Genomic DNA, 18,605 nt, shown 5'->3' with positions numbered 1-18,605 from the left:
GACGCGATGACGCATCTCCGGATCGGGGTCGACACCGGCGGGACGTTCACCGATGTCGTCGCCGTCGACACCCGGACCGGGTCGGTCAGCACCACGAAAACCCCGTCGACCCCCTCCGACCCGGCCGACGGTTTCATCACCGGAGTCGAACGGATCTTGCGCCAGGCAGGTGCAGTGCCTGCCGACATCGAATCGATCCTGCACGGCACGACGGTCGCGACGAACCAATTGCTCCAGGGCAGGGCAGGTGCGTTGGGCTTCGTCACCAGCATCGGGTACGAGTCGATGCTGGAGATCGCCAGGCAGTCCGTTCCTGACGGCTACGGCAATTCCTATTTCTGGGTCAAGCCTGATCGCATCGTGCCGGCCGACCTGGTTCGCACGGTCGGCGGTCGGATGGACTTCCGCGGTCGGGAACTCCGGCCGTTCGACCCGGCAGCAGCCACGGACGCCGTCCACTTCTTCCGGTCCCGCGGCATCACCACCATCGCGGTCTGCTTCCTGCATTCCTACGCCAACGACGCCCACGAGCAGGCGATGGCGGATGTCCTCGCGCGGGAGTACCCGGAGGCGGTCGTGTCGTTGTCCAGCGAGGTGCTGCCCGAGTACCGTGAGTACGAACGGGCGATGACGACCCTGATCGACGCCGCAGTGAAACCGACTGTCGCACGGTATGTCTCGGGCATTGCCAGGCGGCTGGCCGAGTTGGACGGGCGGTCGATCCCGTTCTCGATCATGCAGTCGAACGGTGGAGTGCTGTCAGCGGAGCATGTCGTCCGCCGCCCCATCAGCACGGTGCTCTCCGGTCCTGCGGCGGGTGCGCTGGGTGCGGCGACCATCGCCGACCGGGCCGGCTACGACGCGGTGCTGACCTGCGACGGCGGTGGCACCTCGACCGATGTCACCGTGATCATGAACAGTCAGCCGTCGTTGACCACCGAGGGAGCGGTCGGCCCGTTCCCCGCGAAGATCCCGATGATCGACGTGGTGACCGTCGGCGCCGGCGGCGGCTCGGTCGCCTGGATCTCCGCCGAGGGAACGCTCAAGGCCGGACCCAGATCGGCCGGTGCGCATCCCGGCCCGGCCTGTTACCCCGACGGCGGCAGCGAGCCGACCGTCACCGACGCGCATCTGCTGCTCGGGCGCATTCCTCCCCACCTGCTGGGCGGCGAGATCCCGCTCGACAAGGCAGCGGCCACAACGGCTGTCGCGACGATCGCGGAGCCGCTGGGATTGTCGGTCGAGGAGGCCGCGGCCGGCATCCTGGAGATCTCCGCCTGGAACCAGGCCAATGCGCTGCGCCGGATCACCACCAAACGCGGGCTCGACGTCCGGGACTTCCCGCTGGTCACCTTCGGCGGCTCCGGCTCGTTGCTGGCCTGCCGGTTGATGGACATCCTCGGCATCAGCACGGTCCTGGTGCCGCCCAACCCGGGCAATGTCTCGGCGTATGGGCTACTCACCGTGGACGTTCGCAACGACGGCGTGCGGACCGCGGTCAGCGCCGACCGGGACCTCGATCTCGACCGGATGCGGGCGGCGTTCGGCGAGCTCGCCGAGGACGCGCGGCAGGCGCTGTCGGCGGAGGGCTTCGCCCTCGGCGACCAGCGCGTCGAACGATCGGCCGACCTGCGCTACATCGGGCAGGCGTTCGAAGTACGGGTGCCGTGCCCGAACGGTGAGATCACCCGCAGCTGGGCAGATCTCGTCGTCGGGCGATTCCACGACGCGCACCGCTCGCTCTACGGGTACGACTTCCGGCAGCGGGACGATCAGCCGGTGGAATGGGTGAACCTGCGGACAAGCGGTATCGGGCCGATCCGGCGCCCGCGGATCCCCGAGATCCCACCCGGCGACGGGCCCGACGGTGCCGTGCTGGGCACCCGCCCCGTGCATTTCGGCCGGTGGCAGGAGGCGGTGGTGTACGACCGGATGCGGCTCGGATCCGGCGACACGGTCAGCGGCCCGGCGGTCGTGCAGGAGTTCGGCGCGACGGTTCCCGTTCCGCCCGACTACGCCTGCGGCGTCGACCGATACGGGAATCTGCTGGTCACCGGACCTGGAGGCTCCCGATGATCGATCCGATTCTCGTCGAGATCGTCTCCGGCACACTGGCTTCGGTCGAGGCCGAGGTGGAGACCGCGATCGGTCGCACCGCCCGCTCACCGATGATCAGGGACGCGCACGATTTCCGGGCGGGCATCCACGACGCCCGGATGCGCAAGCTGACCGGCCGTTCCTATTCAGCGCTGGTCCAACCGGTGGTCCGGGATTTCCCCATCGCGCAGATGGTGCCCGGCGACGTCTACTTCCACAACGATGTCTACCTCTCCGAGGGCGGCATCGGTCACCTGCCCGATCTCTGCGTCACAGTCCCGGTCTTCCACCACGGCGAGGTGGTGGCCTTCGTGCAGGCATTCGGCCACCACGACGACATCGGCGGCACCGTCCCGGGTTCCATGCCGTCGCACGCCACCAGCGTGTTCGAAGAGGGCCTGATGGTGCCGCCCATCAAGCTGTGGGCCGCCGGCGTGCCCAACGACGCCGCGCTGCGGATCATGACCCGCAATTCCCGGATGCCGGAGTCGCTGGCCGCCGATCTGGACGCCGAGTGCTCCGCCTGCCTGATGGGTGCCAGGCGGCTCGCCGAGCTGTTCGAGCGGTACGGCCGGGAAAAGATCGAGGCGGCCTTCGACGCCATCCTGGACGCCACCACCAGGACCTACCGGACGGAGCTGCTCTCGAAGATCCCGGACGGCGAGTACGTCTGGGAGGACTACGCCGAGCACGACGGCGTCGACCCGCCGCGGCTGCACGCCCAGCGGATCACCCTGACCAAGCTGTCCGCCGGCGACGGGGTGACCGACGGCCGGATGGTGCTCGACTTCACCGGGACCTCCCCGCAAGCGAAGGGACCGATCAATCATTGCGCCGACTATTCCGACGGCGTCTTCCTGGCGAAGTGGCTGGCACCCATCCTGCGCAACCTTGCCGATACCCCGGAGCGGATGGCCGAACTGGAGGTCAACGAGGGCGTCGTCCCGTTGATCGAGATGCGCTTCCCGCCACCGGGAACGTTGCTCACCCCGGTGTTCCCGGCGCCGACCAATGCCAGGACGTTCGTCATCCTGCGGCTGCTCGGCGTGCTGGCCGGGGTGCTGGCCAAGGCAGTCGACGGCCGGATGCCGGCCGATCAGGAGACGATCCGCTACACCGGTGTGTACGGCACCGATCTGGCCGGCCGGCCGTACCTGATGCGCGAGGTCCTGGGCGGGGGTTCCGGGGGCCGGTACTACGCGGACGGCGAGGACACCATTCACGTCGTCCCCGATTCCCGGAACCTGCCGAGCGAGTTCACCGAGGCGCGTTTCCCGTTTCTGGTCGAGCGACTGGGGCTCGCGGTGGATTCCGGTGGGCCGGGACTTCACCGCGGTGGACTCGGCTACGACAAGCACATCCGGATGCTCGTCGACGCGAACTTCATGTCGATCGCCGACCGCTCCATCCTTGCCTGTTGGGGCGTCAACGGCGGGCGGGCGGGAAAGTCGTTCAGCGTCACCATCGACCCCGGCGGGCCGAACGAACGCGCAGTGGACGCGCTGGCCGATGCCGAGCCGGTGGCGGCCGGAGAGGTGATCCGGATCCGGACGACCGGTGGCGGCGGGTGGGGCGATCCGTTGACCCGGCCGCCGAAGCTGGTGTTGCGAGATGTGCTGTGGGGCAAGGTGTCCATCGACGGAGCGCTCACCGACTACGGCGTGGTGATCGACGGAGAACCGGGCGGGTATCTGGTCGACCTCGAGGGAACGACGGCTGCCCGCGGCCTGATGGCGGCCGACGCCCCGGCCGATCCGCCGTTCTTCGACCGGGGGCCGGGGTATCCGAGGCTGGCCGGCGGGCGGGGCTTCGCCGATGTCGACCGGCTCTGACGTCGGGGCGCTCTGACGTCGGGCGCTCTGACCTCGGGCACGCGGACGTGGGGCGCTGGGACATCGCACGCTCGTACGTCGGGCCGCTCGGACGTCGGGCGTCACCGGGAACCGCTGTGAGAGGGTGGGCCGATGCGGCGGTGGTGGCGAGAAAGCCGGCCGGCAACGGTCCGGACTCTCCGGGGCTCCCCCGGGGTGCGAGCACCACAGTGAGCACCACCATGCAGGCACGATGACGCGCTCCGCGCATGCACGTGCCCGCCCAGCAGGAAAGGTCGCACACCACCGCCGCAGCCCACCGCTCCGCTGGCCGCTCCGCGGGCCGCTCCGGGCGAGCACTGACCGGGATCGGGATCGCTGATGACCGATCATCGTCAGCTCGCCGGTGCGCTGGCGGACGCCATGCTCGCCGGCCGGTGGGAGCTCGGTCCGATCCGGTACCGGACCCGCCGGGTGATCGGCCGCCGCCGAGCGTGGGTGGAGGCACTGGCAGCAGAGGTGACGACCGCCTACCTGCGCCCGCCGTCGGACCGGCAGCGGGAGCTGCAGGAGTTCGTGCTCCGCAGCGGCGCCTTCGAGCGCGGCCTCGTTGTGGGCCCGTTGCCCCGCATCGAGGTGCGGCTGACCAGCACCACGACCACCGTCCGCCGGCCGTTTCACACCCCGGTCGTCGACGATGCCGGCCGGCTCGCCGATCGGCTGGGCATCAGCATCGATGAGCTGGTGAGCCTGGCCGACACCCGGCTGATCGCCCGGCGCGCCCGGTCGGAGCGGATCGCCCATTACCGCTACCGATGGATCGCGCGGCCGACCGGTGGACGGCTGCTCGAAGCACCGAAGGATCGCCTGAAGACGGTGCAGCGGGCGGTTCTCGACGAGTTGCTGTCACCGATCCCGATGCATCCGGCCGCGCACGGGTTCGTTCCGGGCCGGTCGGCCGGTACCGGCGCGGCGCTGCATGTCGGTGCCGAAGTTGTCATCACCCTCGACCTCGAACACTTCTTCGCCGCCATCACCGCGGGCCGGATCTGGGGCGTGCTGCGGTCCGCGGGCTTTCCGGAGCCGGTCGCACATCTGCTCGCCGGGCTGACGACCCATGCGACACCGGTGTCCGCGCTTGGCCGGATGCCGGCCGGACCTGACGGCGGACGGGACATCCGGCTGCGCAGGCGGCTGGCCGCGCCGCACCTCCCACAGGGGGCACCGACCTCACCGCAGCTGGCCAACCTGGTGGCGTTCGCACTGGATCGCCGGTTGGCTGCCTACGCCGGCACCTCCGGCGCCTGTTACACCCGGTACGCCGACGACCTGTGCTTCTCCGGCGGTGCCGGCCTGGCCCGCCGATCCGGGGCCTTTACCGCTGGGGTCGCGCGGATCGTGGGTGACTCGGGCTTCACGCTCAATCCGGCGAAGACGCGAACCCGCAGACCTTCGCAGCGGCAGGCGGTCACCGGGATCGTGGTCAACGACAGGCCGAACATCGCCCGTCCGGACGTCGACCGCCTGAAAGCCGTTCTGCACCAGTGCCGCACCCGCGGGCCGGCAGAGAGCAATCGAGAAGGACTGAGCGACTTCCGGTCTCACCTGCTGGGCCGGGTCTCCTGGGTGGCGGCCGTGAACCCGGCGAGGGGTGCTGCGCTGCGACGGGAGTTCGACCTGATCGACTGGCGGGACTGACGCTCGCGGTCAGACCAGGACTGCCCGACGGGGGCCGGGCACCCGCCTGTACACCCGCATCGCAAGGAAATAGGCGACGATCGCTATCCCCACGCACCAGGCGAGCGCCATCCAGATATCGGTTCCGACCGGCCGACCGTCCAGAAGGGAGCGAACGGACTCGACGATCGCGGTGACCGGCTGGTTCTCGGCGAAAACGCGGACCGGGGTCGGCATGGTGTCGGTGGGCACGAACGCGGAGCTGATGAAGGGCAGGAAGATCAGCGGGTAGGCAAACGCGGAGGCGCCGTCGACCGTTTTCGCCGTCAGCCCGGGAATGACCGCCAGCCACGTGAGGGCAAGGGTGAACAGTGCCAGGATGCCGACCGCTGCGAGCCACTCGGCCAGGTTGGCGGCGGACCGGAAGCCCATGACCAGTGCGACCACGATGATCACAGTCACCGAGATCGCGTTGGACACAACGGAGGTGAGCACGTGCCCCCACAGCACCGATGATCGCGAGACGGGCATCGAATTGAATCGCGCGACGATTCCCTGCTGCGTGTCGGTGAAGATCCGCACCGCGGTATAGGAGACGCCACTGGCGATCGCGATCAGCAGGATGCCGGGCAGCAGATAGTTCACATAGTTGTCGGTGCCGGAGCCGATCGCCCCGCCGAAGACATAGACGAACAGCAGCATGAGGAAGATGGGGACGATGGCGACGGTGATGATCGTGTCCGGACTGCGACGGATGTGCCGCATGGACCGTCCGAACAGGGTGACGGTATCTCTCAGCGGTTTCATCGCGTTACCTTCTGTCCGGTCTTGCTGACAATGGAGAGGAATACCTCTTCCAGCGTCGGTTGCTTCTCGACATATTCCACTTTCGCCGGCGGGAGGAGTTTCTTGAGTTCGTCCAGCGTTCCGTCGGCAATGATCCTTCCTTCATGCAGGATGGCTATCCGGTCCGCGAGTTGTTCCGCCTCGTCGAGGTATTGCGTCGTCAGCAGGATTGTCGTGCCGGCGCCGGCGAGTTCCTTGATGGTTCTCCATACTTCGAGCCGTCCCTCCGGGTCGAGTCCGGTCGTCGGCTCGTCGAGAAAAATGACCTCGGGCGTTCCGACCAGGCTCATGGCGATGTCGAGCCGGCGGGCCATGCCGCCCGAGTAGGTGGCGACTCGCTTGTCGGCCGCCTCGGTCAAACCGAACTGCTCGAGCAGGCTCTCGGCGATCTGGGCGGGGTGCGCGACGGCCCGCAACCTGGCCATGAGCACGATGTTCTCCCTACCGGTGAGAACGCCGTCCACAGCCGCGAACTGGCCGGTCAGGCTGATCACCTCGCGAACCCGATCGGGCTCGCTCCGGGTGTCGAAGCCACCGACACTGGCACTTCCGTCGTCCTGCGCGAGCAGCGTCGACAGGATGTTGACCGCCGTCGTCTTGCCCGCGCCGTTCGATCCGAGCAGCGCGAAGATCTGGCCGCGCCGCACCTCGAGGTCGACGCCCTTCAGCACGGCCGTGGCGCCGAACGATTTCGTGAGCGCTGTTGTGTGTATAGCCACGTCTGTCATTGCTTGTTCTCCTCTTCGCGGAGTTTGTCCATCACGTCGCGGTTCAATGCGTCGTGCCATTTCTCCGTGTAGGTCTTGGCGTTCCGTAGCAGTTCGTCGCAGAACTCGGCGACGTCCTCACCGGTGACCTCCAGAGCGCGCTTGCCGTCGGCAGCGCCGGTTTCGAAGAGATCGAGCAGGTCCTTGAGGATCGCGATGATGTCCATGCCGTCGCCGGCAGTGAATTTCCACAGGTACTTCTGGATCTCGCTGTACACGATCCGGTAGTCGGAGGGCAGCGCCGCCGCGCGTGCCTCCATGCCTCGCCATTCCTTCTTGTCCCCGAGGATCTTCTTCAGGAATCCCACGCGTTCTCTCCTCTCAGCTCGTCGATCTTCCGTGAGACGAAGTCCCACTTCGCCCAGAAACTTGCGAGTTCTGCCCGGCCGGCGCCGTTCAAGGAATAGAACTTCCTGGGTGGTCCGATGGTGGACGGTCTCTTCTCGATGCTGACCAGCTCGTTCTTCTCGAGCCGCAGAAGGATGGTGTAGACCGTGCCCTCGACGACATCGGTGAAGCCGAGCGCACGCAGGGACGAGGCGATCTCGTAGCCGTACGTCTCGCCGCGGCCGATGATCTCGAGCACGCAGCCCTCGAGCACGCCCTTCAGCATTTCCGTGAGATTTTCCAGAGCGATGCACCCACTCTCGACGCGGTCAGAAACCGCTATATCGTGTGACGTAGTACCACTACTTTGTAGCACCGAGTACCGGTGTCGGTCAAGCGCAGATACCGCCTCACCCGATTGTCGTGATCGCGGGTCTGCTGAGGGCGTGGGGCTCGGCCTTGTGCCGTCGCCAGCGGGTTGGCCGATGCCGTCGGTGCCACCATCGAGGTCGACAACACACCGGGTGGTGGGCTGACCATGATCGTCACCGTTCCGGTCGTCGACGGCGCTGCCCAGCGCGCACCGAGTGCGTGAGTCAGCGCCGCAGCTCCGGACAGGCGTCGACCGCGCCTTTGGGCCCTGATGCGTGACGATCGTGCTCTACGAGGTGGCCCCGGCGAGCTCGCTTCGCACCGGACTCCGGAATGCGACCCCGGTGACCGCACCGGCGAGAAGTGCCAGCCAGAAGGTCAATCCGCGGTAGACGACCACGGCGGCGGCCGCGGGCGCCGCGGATGCGCCCGCCGCGATCAGCCCGGCCAACAGGGCCGCCTCGACGATCCCGACCCCGCCCGGGGTCAACGGCACCTGCCGCAGGATCTGGACCCCGACGTACACGCTGGCCATCGCGATCAAGTCGACCCCGCCGCCGACAGCCAGCACCGCGCCGGCCAGGACCGCGAAGTCAGCGGCCCACTTGACGACGGCCAGGGCAGCGCCTGATCGCCAGGTCGCCAGCGGGACGGAATGGGCCGTTGCCCTGGTCGCCCGCGCGAACTCGACCACGGTGCTGAGGGCGCGACGGATGGGAGACGCCGCGCGCGGGCGGGCAGTGTCCGACGACGCATCGATCCGGCCTGCCGGCGCACGGTGATTAGCCGCCGAGTCGGTGCCGGCCGATTCATCGGGAGTTGATGCGTGGCGAATTGCTCCGTGGGGAGTCGCTTCATGGCGGACTGCTCCGTGGCGAATTGCTCCGTAGCCGGCGTCGGGCCGTCGCACCCGGAGGACAGCCAGCGCGACCAGCGCGACGATCAGCAGGACCAGCAGTCCGGTGGCGTGCCGGCCGATGAGGTCGGTGAGTTCCTGAAACAGGGTGGGACCGGTCAGCGCGAGGTACAAAGCGACCAACGTGCCGGTCAGCAGACCCGCCGACCCGACCATGCTGACACCGGCCTCGTCGGAGCTCAGTCCGGTTCCGCGCAGTCGCCGGTAGGTATAGCCGGCGCCCAGCGCGGACCCGGCCGGCAGTGCCATCGAGATCGCGCCGCTGGTCAACGTCAACTCGACAGATCGGCTCCGCGACAACCGGCCGCCGAGGTCGGTCACCAGTCGGCGCTGGATGAGCGAGAACGCAACGATGGCCACAACAGTCGCCACCGCAGCGAGGGTCAGCCAGAGCGGATCGGCGGCGGACAGGACCCCGAGGATGGCGGGCAGCGACGGCAGTTGATCCCAGACCGCGACGACGCCGACCCCGACGGCGAGCGCGGTCGCGAGGACGCCGAACCCTTTCCGCATCGATGTCGCCATGCCGGTTTCTCCGCTCGTTGCTACTGCCCCGAGTTGATCCTTCGGTATGACGGCCCCTGAGTCGTCGTCCCGGCGTCGGCACTTCGCGGTACCGCAACGGTGGTACGGCCGGACGGCACCTAGGGGTCGCGGGAACGGGTGTGCCCGGGTCTTCGGCACCTCCGTGCCCGGGTCTCTGGCCGCTTCCGTGCCCTGCCGCCGTCGACCGCCACAGGTGCAGGGTTTTTCGGCCTCCCAGCGCCGGAAGTCCCTGCTGGAACGTCACTCGGCGCGGGTGGGGCTGTATGTGGAGAGACGCCCGGGCGCGCCGGTGGCCCGCCGCGGTCGACAGCCACAGCAGCAGGGTTTTTCGGCCTCCCAGCGCCGGAAGAACCTGCTGGAACGTCACTCGACGCGGGTGGGGCTGTATGTGGAGAAACTCTGGGTCGCGCCGGTGGCCGGTCGCCGTCGACTGCCACAGCTGCAGGGTTTTTTGGCCTCCCAGCGCCGGAAGTCCTTGCTGGAACGTCACTCGACGCGATGGGGGCACAACTTCTGCCGCCGTCAGCCCGCGCAGGATGGGCGATCAGGCGGGGTTTTGCCGCACGAGACCGGTCTCGTAGGCGATCACCACGAGTTGGGCTCGGTCACGCGCGCCCAGTTTCGTCATCGCGCGATTGACATGCGTCTTCGCGGTCAACGGGCTCACCACCAGATGCTCCGCGAGTTCCTCGTTGGACAGGCCCATCGCAACCAGCGACAGCACTTCGAGTTCGCGCGGGGTCAGGGCCTGCAGGCGCCCGTCGGAGGCGGTGTCGGACCGCTGCGGGCGATCGAGGAACGTGCTGATCAGGGCGCGGGTCGCCTGCGGCGACAGCAGCGATTCGCCGCGAGCGATCAACCGGATGGCGTCGAGCAGTTCCTCCGGCCCGACGCCTTTCCCGAGAAACCCGCTCGCACCCGACCGCAGCGCCTGGAACACGTACTCGTCGAGCTCGAAGGTGGTCAGCACCAACACTTTCACTCCGAGCAGCGCGGGATCGGCGGTGATCGCCCGGGTGGCCGCGAGCCCGTCCATCTCGGGCATCCTAATGTCCATCAGCACCACGTCGACGCCACCGGCCCTGACCCGGTCCAGCGCCTGCTGCCCCGTGGTGGCCTCGCCGACCACCTGCAGGTCGTCGGCCGATTCGATGAGCACCCGGAATCCCGCCCGGAGCAGGGCCTGATCGTCGGCGATCAGCACGCGGGTGGGCTGGGACTCCTGGGGTGACGGGTCAAGGGACGTCATGACGGCTCGATCGGCAGGGTGACGGCCACCCGGAAGCCGCCGGCTTCGGTCGGTCCGGCGGTGAAGTCGCCGCCGACACTGCTCACCCGCTCACGCATGCCCAGCAGCCCGAAGCCGCCGGTCGTCCCGACCCGCTGTCCGGCGCGCTCTGAGTCCGGCCCGGTGCCCGTGTTGGCCACCGTCAGCTCCAGTGCTCCCGGTCGGTGGTCGAAACGGACGACGACGTCGGCCTTCCCGGCGTGCTTGCGGACGTTGGTGAGCGACTCCTGGATCACCCGGTAGGCGACCAGGTCGACCGCACCGGCCAGGGGCACCGGAGCGCCGCTCACCACGACATCGATGATCAGCCCGGTCGACCGGAAGCCGTCGAGCAACTCGTCGACGGTGGCCAGGCTCGGCACGGGTTCCTGCGGTGGTGTCTCGTCGCCGGCGGATCCCGGTTCGCGCAACACCGAGACCACGGCCTGCATCTCCGACAGCACCGACCTCGCTGCCTCACGGACGTGGTCGAGCGCCTCGCGTGCCTGTTCGGGCTTGCGGTCCAACAGGTGGCCTGCCACCCCGGCCTGCACGTTGATCACCGCGATGTGGTGCGCGAGCACGTCGTGCAGTTCCCGCGCGATGCGGAGGCGTTCGTCGGCGACCCGCCGTCGGGCGTCCTCCTCCATGGACTCCTCCGCACGCCGCGCCCGCTCCTCGACGGCGGCCACGTAGGCCCGCCGGTTCCGCACGGCATCGGCCAGCGCGATCGCGAGTGCGCAGATCGCCGCCACCGCAACGGGTCGCGGGTGCGACCAGTACTCGGCGTCCAGGATGGTGCCGATCACCAGCGCCAGCAGGGTGATGGTGGCCGCGGCGATGATCGCCGCACCGCGCTGGCCGGCGAGCGTGATCGTCACCAGTGCCGTGACGACCGCCAGGATCAACGGCGGGATGTCGTGGCTGAACGCCTGCAGGGCGAGGTAGGCGGCTGTGGTCACCAACAGCACCGGCCACGGGTGCGACCGCCTGAAAAGTAATGCGGCGCAACCGATGCCCACGACGACCCACGCCCAGCCCGGGGTCGGTCCGTCCGTCCCCATGCGACGGGCCGACATCATCCCGCCCACCGTGATCACCGAGATCAGGACGGCGAGCGCGGCGTCGAAGAGCAGCGGATGCCCGCGGAACAGGGCACCCCCCGGCTGCCACCACCGCTGGCCGGCTGCGGAGTCTGCGATGTGGCCTGGAACGGTCGTCCCCGGCGCGACCACCGGGGACGTCGTCTCGACCATCACCCGAGCCTACGATCCCGCGGCTCAGGCATCACGGCAACGGATCAGTACGGCGGCGGCCGCCAGCAGCGCGATGAGCCAGCCGACGAACACGGCGGCTCCCGCGCCCGCGCCCAGGAGGGTGTCCGATGCCGTGACGCTGGTGAACGCGGAACCGGCGTTGGACGGCAGGTACGGGGTGATGGCGTCATCCCAGCTGTCCGGCAGCACCACGGACGCCAGTCCCGGGATGACGAGCAGGGACGCGACGACGACGGCGATGGCGCCCGCCGTGTTGCGCATGAGTGCACCCACCGCGATGCCGAGCACTCCGATACCGGCCAGGTAGAGCCCTGATCCGATCACCGCACGGAGGACGCCGTCAGCGGCCAGGGTCGTGCTCCGCCCGTCACCCAGCAGTTGCTGACCGACGAGGAAGGCGGCGACGGAGGCGAACACCATCACCACCGCGAGGACTGCGCCGAGCACGATGGCCTTCGCCCACAACACCGGAAGCCGACGCGGGACGGCGGCAAACGTGCTGCGGATCATGCCGTTCGCGTACTCGTTGCTGATGAACAGCACGCCCAGGATCCCGACGATCAACTGCCCGAGGGTGACGCCGGCGAGACTGATGGCGGTCGGATCGGCACTGCCGAACGCGCCCCCACCGCCACCGCCGGGCGGGCCGCCCCCGTCCGGTGTGACGGCACCGGAAGCGACCGATGCGGCGAGTGCACCGAAGGCGACCAGCAGCGCGGCCGCGGCGGCGATCATGATCACCCAGGAACGGACGGAGCGGAGCTTGATCCACTCCGAGACGATCACCCGGCGCTGGGTGACGGCCAGGCCGGTTACACCCGATCGGCGGGCCGGGGCCGGGACAGCCGGTTGCGCCGTCGGGGTTGCGGACGTGGATGTGTCGACGACGCTCATCAGGCGGCGCTCCTGTCGGTGGTCGAAGGTGCGGGAGGAACGCTTGCAGCGTCGCCGTGCGCGCTGTATTCGGTGGCGTCCTTGGTGAGGTCCATGAAGGCCTGCTCCAGGGATACCGTCCGTGGGGTCAACTCGTAGAGCACCACCGAGGCGGCTGCCGCCCGGCGGCCGACTTCTCGCGCGTCCATCCCGGTGATTTCCAGGACATCGCGGTCCGCGCCGACCGTGACGGAGACGTTCTCCCCGTGGATGGCCTCGGCCAGCTCAGTGGCCTGCGGCGAGCGGACGTGCACCGACTGCTGCTCTGCGCCGGCGCCGAGCGCCGACATCGGGATCTCTGCGATCAGTTTGCCGCGGCCGATGATGACCAGCCGCTCGGCGACCGCGCCCAGTTCGGTGATCAGGTGAGAGGAAACAAAGACGGTCCGGCCCTCGGCCGCGAGGTTGGCGAGCAGTCCGCGGACCCAGAGGATTCCTTCCGGGTCCAAGCCGTTCACCGGCTCGTCGAACAGCAGGATCTGCGGGTCGGCGAGCAGTGCGCCGGCGATGCCCAGGCGCTGCGACATGCCCAGCGAGAACGCGCCCGCACGCCGTCCGGCGACACCGCTCAGCCCCACCAGGTCGAGCACCTCGTCGACCCGTTTGCCGGTCACCCCGGTGGTCGCTGCCATCGCCAGCAGGTGATTGCGCGCCGACCTCGACGGGTGCACGGCCTTTGCCTCGAGCAAGGCGCCGACCTCGTGGATGGGGGCGATGTGCTCGGCGTAGCGGCGGCCGTCGATGGTGATCCGGCCGGTGTCGGGGCGGTCGAGTCCGACGATCATCCGCATCGTGGTGGACTTGCCGGCCCCGTTGGGACCGAGGAAGCCGGTGACCACGCCGGGCTCGACCGTGAAACTCAGGTCGTCGACGGCGATCTGGGCGCCGTAGCGTTTGGTGATGTGATCAATGACGATCAAGGGACGACTCCTGGGACGCGGCGGGATGAGCTGACGATTGTCAGGTTGCCGTCTCAGACTGCCCTTTTCGGACATCTGGGTCGTCGTACCGGTGGTGACACTTCGCAGTACCGCGGCGGCGGTAGGGCGATCACACCGCGGGTTTGGTCTCCACCAGTCGCTGTGCCTCGGTGGTGCCGCAGTAGATCGGCTTGACCGGGGTGAGCAGCCGGGCACGGATCCGGTCGCCGGACGCCAGCGACCCGGCCCTGCTGCTGTACATCGTGATGACGCGCCCGTCGTCGGTCCGCAGTTCGTAACACGGCCCGGCGCTGTCCGTTTCGATCGTGCCGAGCACCCAGACGCCGGTGATCTCGTCACTCGGCGGGACGGACTTCCTGGTCGAAGGGCTCGGCGGTGCGGTGATGGTGATCGCCGGCGGCCGGAATGATTCCACCGGCGACGGAACGGCTGTCGAGGGCCCGGCCGGGACGTCTCCGCTGGAACCCGACAACGCTGTCGTTCCGGACGCACCGGATGGCGTCGATGCACCGGAATCGATCCCGGCGCCCGCGCAGCCGGCAAGGCAGCAGACCGCGACGAGCATCGCCGCCGCCCTCAGACGGACATCATGGATTGCAGACACTCTCACCTGTCACAGACGGCGTGCGGAGCGGATCGGTTGCACGACGGGGCTTTCAACGACGACGGCGCCCGGGTGACTACCCGGGCCCCGTCGTCGTCAGAAATGTGCGGTCAGCTCGAGGTGCCGAGCCTGATCCGTGCCGATGTGCCCTTCTCGGACAGAACGGTGATCTTCACCCCGGCGTTCGCCACCTTGACGCCGTGGTTCAGCAGCGCCGGATCGAAGTAATTCCGGGTGTCGTCGAAGACCGGCTGAGCAGCCTGCCCGCGGATGTAACTCGGCCTGCCGCTGATGTGCAGCGTGAACGAGTCGGCCTTCCGCTTGCTGAACGGCGCGTCGTAGATCTGCACGCGGGTCCGCCACGGCTGTCCGTCGATGCGGTACAGCGTCTTGGGGTGCGCATCGATGTACAGGTTCCGTCCCTCGCCCGGGTGGTCGCTGACGTTGTTGTCAGACTGGGACAGATCCCAGTAGGAGATCAGCAGGCCGGGCTGGTACGCGTAGTGCTCGACCAGATCGGGCTTCGCCGGTCCGAATCCGAAGTTGTACGGCCCCGTCTTGAGGTACTTGTCGTAGGAGACATACGTCCGGTAGCCGGCGATGTAGTAGTTGTCGTACGCGGTGGTGAACGAGGCGGCAACGGAACTGAACCCGTCGAGCGTCCACCCGTTCGGCGACGTCTCTGCCCCGTCCTCGAGCAGCGTCTGACCACCTGCCGTCAGGGTGATGTCGTCGACGAAGATGCCGGAAACCGCGTCTTCGTCTTGGCCCTGCACCGCCCCATCGCTCAGGTATCGCACCCGCACGCCGATGGTCTGGCCTGCGTATGCCGAGAGATCGAAGGTGGCCGGCACCCAACCGTCGCTGATCCCGTCGATGCCGTTGCCCTCGGCGGGCTTGGTGATCGAGCCCGGAATTGCCGTCCAGTCCCCGCCGGTGTTCACCTCGACGTAGGCGTAGTCACAAGGATCGTCATCGCAGTCCTCGATGTTCCACCTCGCCTGGAAACTCAGTGAGGCTGGACCGGCCGGCAGCGTGACCTGACGGGACATCGAGTTGTCCAGGTCGTCGCCGGCGCCCGACCACCACTGCTTCATGCCTTCGGCCGGGGCGCCGAGTTCGGTCGTGACCTGCTTCTGCGGGAGGACCACGACCAGCGCCTGTGGCTTGCTGCTGTTGTATTCCTCCGGCCCCAGTTCCATGGTTTCCCGCTGACCGGCGACCCGGACCTCGTAGTCCAACCAGCCGAGCTGCAGCTTGTTCCAGGCGCCCAGGTCTCCGGCGCGATCGCCGATCCATTGTTCGTTCTTGGCGCCGAGCCGGCTCTGCGCCATCAGCGTCCAGTACTCGTTGGCGTTGTCCGCGCCGTTGTCTCCGGTGTCGTAGTCATCCGGCAGGCCAAGGTCGTGCCCGTACTCGTGGAAGAAGACGCTCCGGCCACCGTTCTCCGGCTGGATCGTGTAGTCGGCGACCCAGATGCCCGTGTCACCGATCTCGTTGCCGCCGTCCAGGTTTCCCGTCGGACCCGCGGTGCCGTCAAGATTCTGGAAGGTCTTCCAGCGGTGCGACCAGATGGCGTCCTCGCCCTGGATCGGATCGCCGTCGGCCTGGTCGCCGCCGGCGTGCACGATCTGGAAGTGGTCGATGTAGCCGTCGGACTCGTTGAAGTTGCCGTCGTTGTCGTAGTCGTACCGATCCCACTTGTCGTATTCCAGCAGGTCGGCTTTGATCTCGGCATCGGTCCGGCCGGCGGCCTCCTGATCGGCCACCCACTGGTTCGCCGCGTCCTTGACCAGCGCCCAGGTGTTGCTGCAGACGTTGCTCGCGCATGGAAATCCGTCGGAGCGGCCGTAGCGGGCTTCGTTGTACCTGACCTTCACCCAGTCACTGACCTCGCCGTCGACCGAGTACCGCCCGGAGGACTGGCGCTCGTAGTAGGTCTTCAACGACTCCACCCCGGCGCCGCTGCCGAAGTACAGCTGCTGGAAGTAGGACTGGCTGAAGTCCTCCTGCCACTTGGTCGAATTGTCCACACTGCGGTCGGGCTCGGGGATCTCGTTGACCAGCGGCCCGTCGAAACGGGTCGGGCCGGGGATGTCCGGGTCGGTGTCCTTGTCGGGATAGAGGGGATCGCGCTCGTTGCCGAATTCGGCCAGGATCACGAACACCTTGTCGGTGGTCTCCCTGGAGAGCTCGACGTACTGGTCCTTCTTGGTCGCCCGTGCGGTTCGCTTGCCGTTCGCCGACGCCGTCGCCGGCGCCTCGGTGGTGGCCACCTTCGCGACGGTGCTGCCGTTGATGACCTGCGTCTTCACCTCACCGTTGAGGACGCCGGTGATGGCTGCCTCGCGGAGCTCGCGACGCTTGTCCTCGGCCGGGTTGGGCAGTTCGTCGAGCACAGGTTCGGTCTCCGGAGAGGCCGCCTGGGTCGGCACGTCGGCCGGTGGAACCGCGGCCACCGGGCCGTTGAAGGCGAGCGCGGCGCCCGACGCAAGCGTCAGGGCGACGAATCCCGCCGCGAATTTACGCAAACGAAACCTCCTGCTGGGGAAGCGGAGTCGTGCTCCTGGCACGAGTTCAGCTTGGGAAAGCCATGAGTGCTGGCTGTGAGCAGCACCGTACGCAGCGTTGGAGCGATTGCGGAAGTGGCTGACCAAGTTAGTTTGCGTTCACAACGGCTTTACCGATTCAGTGCAGTCCGATGCGGACTCGGTCGGCCGATTTGGGCTGTTCGTGGACCGAGTCAGCGCCGGCGCTGGAACGGCCGGGAAGCGGTTGTGGCGTGCGTCAGTGGCGGAAGCCGGATGGTCCGCTCAACACGGTGGCACCGGCCTCGGTGTTCAAATTGTCCACCGCGGACAGCAGGTCCTTGAAGAACAGATCGGCAAGGTCGAGGGAGAACCCGTTACGGCACACCACCCGCAGGACCGCCAGGTCCTGGCGATTCTCCGGGAAGGTGTAGGCGGGTACCTGCCAGCCGCGCTCGCGCAGCCGCCGGGAGACCGCGAAGACATCCCAGCCGTTCACGGCGTCGGAGGTGGTGAACGCGAAGACCGGCAACTCATCGCCCTTGGTGATCAACCGGAATTCCGGCAGGTTTCCGATGCGCCCCGACAGCGTTGTCGCCACATCTCGGGACGCCTGCTGCACCGCGGTGAAACCCTTGCGACCGAGGCGGAAGAAGTTGTAGTACTGCGCAACGACCTCGGCGCCCGGGCGCGAGAAGTTCAAGGCGAACGTCGGCATGTTGCCGCCGAGGTAGTTGACGTTGAAGATCAGTTCCTCCGGCAGGTGAGCCTTGTCCCGCCACAACACCCACCCGACACCCGGGTATACGAGCCCGTACTTGTGCCCGGATGTGTTGATCGACGACACCCGCGGAAGGCGGAAGTCCCACGACAGGTCGGGGTCCAGGAACGGTGCGATCATCCCGCCCGACGCGCCGTCGACGTGCACGGGGATGTCCGGACCGCCGCCGGCGGCGAGCTCGTCCAGTGCCGCGGAGATCTCGGCGACCGGTTCGTAGCTGCCGTCGAAAGTCGAGCCGAGGATGGCCACGACACCGATCGTGTTCTCGTCACACGCAGCGATCGCGCCCGCCGGCTCGAGATGGAAGACCTCGCCCTCCATCGGCACCGTCCGCGGCTCGACATCCCAGTACCGGCAGAACTTCTCCCAGCAGACCTGGACGTTGGCGCCCATCACGAGGTTCGGTTTGCGGGTGTTCAGGTCACCGCCGCTGTCGCGAACCTTCTGCTCCCAGCGGCGCTTGAGGGCCATCCCGGCGAGCATGCAGGCCGCGCTCGAACCGGTGGTGGAGCATCCCGTGGCATCGTCCGGGGACGGCGCGTGCCAGAGGTCCGCGAGGATCGCGACGCAGCGCCGCTCGATCTCCGCGGTCTGCGGGTACTCGTCCTTGTCGATCATGTTCTTGTCGGCGCAGTCCGACATCAGCGTCAGGGCCTGGGGTTCCATCCAGGTGGTGACGAAGGTGGCCAAGTTCAGCCGCGCGCTGCCGTCCAGCAGCAGCTCGTCCTTGATCAACTGGTAGGCGATGTCGGCGGGGACCGGGTCGTCGGCAAGGGCGATCTCCGGCAGATGGACCTCGTCGCCGATGGCCGGATTGGCCAGGCTGTAGATCGGGTTGGAGTGCTGGGCGCGGAGCGGCTGCGACGAGCCGGTGTGCAGGGCCATTCCGGAATTATCACGCAGACGCCATGAAAC

15 protein-coding genes are annotated in these 18,605 nt (G+C 68.0%); 3 read left to right on the top strand and 12 right to left on the bottom strand.

Features of this window, described 5'->3' with window-relative positions:
• Positions 1 to 6 precede the first annotated feature (6 nt).
• The 3 genes from ACVBEQ_RS09380 (at position 7) to ACVBEQ_RS09370 (ending at position 5,606) form a co-directional block, all read left to right on the top strand.
• Entirely contained in the window at positions 7 to 2,076 is a 2,070-nt protein-coding gene (locus tag ACVBEQ_RS09380) for a hydantoinase/oxoprolinase family protein (RefSeq protein WP_447152663.1), read from the top strand.
• Positions 2,073 to 3,929 (top strand): hydantoinase B/oxoprolinase family protein, encoded by a 1,857-nt coding sequence (locus ACVBEQ_RS09375; RefSeq protein WP_447152662.1) that lies wholly within the window; start codon positions 2,073 to 2,075, stop codon positions 3,927 to 3,929. Before ACVBEQ_RS09380 ends, ACVBEQ_RS09375 begins: the two co-directional genes overlap by 4 nt.
• 360 nt (positions 3,930 to 4,289) lie before the next feature.
• Positions 4,290 to 5,606, top strand: a complete 1,317-nt coding sequence (locus ACVBEQ_RS09370) for a reverse transcriptase family protein (RefSeq protein WP_447152661.1) — start codon at positions 4,290 to 4,292, stop codon at positions 5,604 to 5,606.
• Positions 5,607 to 5,615: 9 nt separating this feature from the next.
• Here ACVBEQ_RS09370 and ACVBEQ_RS09365 read toward each other — a convergent pair whose 3' ends face one another.
• The 12 genes from ACVBEQ_RS09365 to gad form a co-directional block, all read right to left on the bottom strand.
• A complete protein-coding gene (locus ACVBEQ_RS09365) occupies positions 5,616 to 6,392 on the bottom strand; it encodes an ABC transporter permease (protein WP_447152660.1) in 777 nt (258 codons plus the stop codon).
• A complete protein-coding gene (locus ACVBEQ_RS09360; protein ID WP_447152659.1) occupies positions 6,389 to 7,159 on the bottom strand; it encodes an ABC transporter ATP-binding protein in 771 nt (256 codons plus the stop codon). The genes ACVBEQ_RS09365 and ACVBEQ_RS09360 overlap by 4 nt, the downstream gene beginning before the upstream one ends.
• Positions 7,156 to 7,506 (bottom strand): DUF1048 domain-containing protein, encoded by a 351-nt coding sequence (locus tag ACVBEQ_RS09355; RefSeq protein ID WP_447152658.1) that lies wholly within the window; start codon positions 7,504 to 7,506, stop codon positions 7,156 to 7,158. Before ACVBEQ_RS09355 ends, ACVBEQ_RS09360 begins: the two co-directional genes overlap by 4 nt.
• Positions 7,494 to 7,829, bottom strand: a complete 336-nt coding sequence (locus ACVBEQ_RS09350) for a PadR family transcriptional regulator (RefSeq protein ID WP_447152703.1) — start codon at positions 7,827 to 7,829, stop codon at positions 7,494 to 7,496. Before ACVBEQ_RS09350 ends, ACVBEQ_RS09355 begins: the two co-directional genes overlap by 13 nt.
• Positions 7,830 to 8,186: 357 nt before the next feature.
• Positions 8,187 to 9,338 carry a flippase-like domain-containing protein gene (locus ACVBEQ_RS09345; protein WP_447152657.1) on the bottom strand — a complete coding sequence of 384 codons (1,152 nt, stop codon included), beginning with the start codon at positions 9,336 to 9,338 and terminating at the stop codon, positions 8,187 to 8,189.
• A 565-nt stretch (positions 9,339 to 9,903) separates the two neighbouring features.
• Positions 9,904 to 10,608, bottom strand: a complete 705-nt coding sequence (locus ACVBEQ_RS09340) for a response regulator transcription factor (protein ID WP_447152656.1) — start codon at positions 10,606 to 10,608, stop codon at positions 9,904 to 9,906.
• Positions 10,605 to 11,882, bottom strand: a complete 1,278-nt coding sequence (locus ACVBEQ_RS09335; protein WP_447152655.1) for a sensor histidine kinase — start codon at positions 11,880 to 11,882, stop codon at positions 10,605 to 10,607. Before ACVBEQ_RS09335 ends, ACVBEQ_RS09340 begins: the two co-directional genes overlap by 4 nt.
• 24 nt (positions 11,883 to 11,906) lie before the next feature.
• On the bottom strand, positions 11,907 to 12,797 hold the full coding sequence (locus ACVBEQ_RS09330; RefSeq protein ID WP_447152654.1) for an ABC transporter permease: 891 nt from the start codon (positions 12,795 to 12,797) through the stop codon (positions 11,907 to 11,909).
• Positions 12,797 to 13,756, bottom strand: coding sequence for an ATP-binding cassette domain-containing protein (locus ACVBEQ_RS09325; protein WP_447152653.1), 960 nt, complete (start codon positions 13,754 to 13,756; stop codon positions 12,797 to 12,799). Before ACVBEQ_RS09325 ends, ACVBEQ_RS09330 begins: the two co-directional genes overlap by 1 nt.
• 130 nt (positions 13,757 to 13,886) lie before the next feature.
• On the bottom strand, positions 13,887 to 14,342 hold the full coding sequence (locus ACVBEQ_RS09320) for a hypothetical protein (RefSeq protein WP_447152652.1): 456 nt from the start codon (positions 14,340 to 14,342) through the stop codon (positions 13,887 to 13,889).
• A 149-nt stretch (positions 14,343 to 14,491) separates the two neighbouring features.
• Positions 14,492 to 16,912: an immune inhibitor A domain-containing protein gene (locus ACVBEQ_RS09315; RefSeq protein WP_447152651.1), complete on the bottom strand. Its 2,421-nt coding sequence runs from the start codon at positions 16,910 to 16,912 to the stop codon at positions 14,492 to 14,494.
• 256 nt (positions 16,913 to 17,168) lie between these two features.
• On the bottom strand, positions 17,169 to 18,575 hold the full coding sequence (gad, locus tag ACVBEQ_RS09310) for a glutamate decarboxylase (protein WP_447152650.1): 1,407 nt from the start codon (positions 18,573 to 18,575) through the stop codon (positions 17,169 to 17,171).
• Positions 18,576 to 18,605: the final 30 nt, after the last annotated feature.

This window comes from Nakamurella sp. GG22 (assembly GCF_052976845.2).
This window is presented reverse-complemented; position numbering and strand designations above follow the sequence as displayed.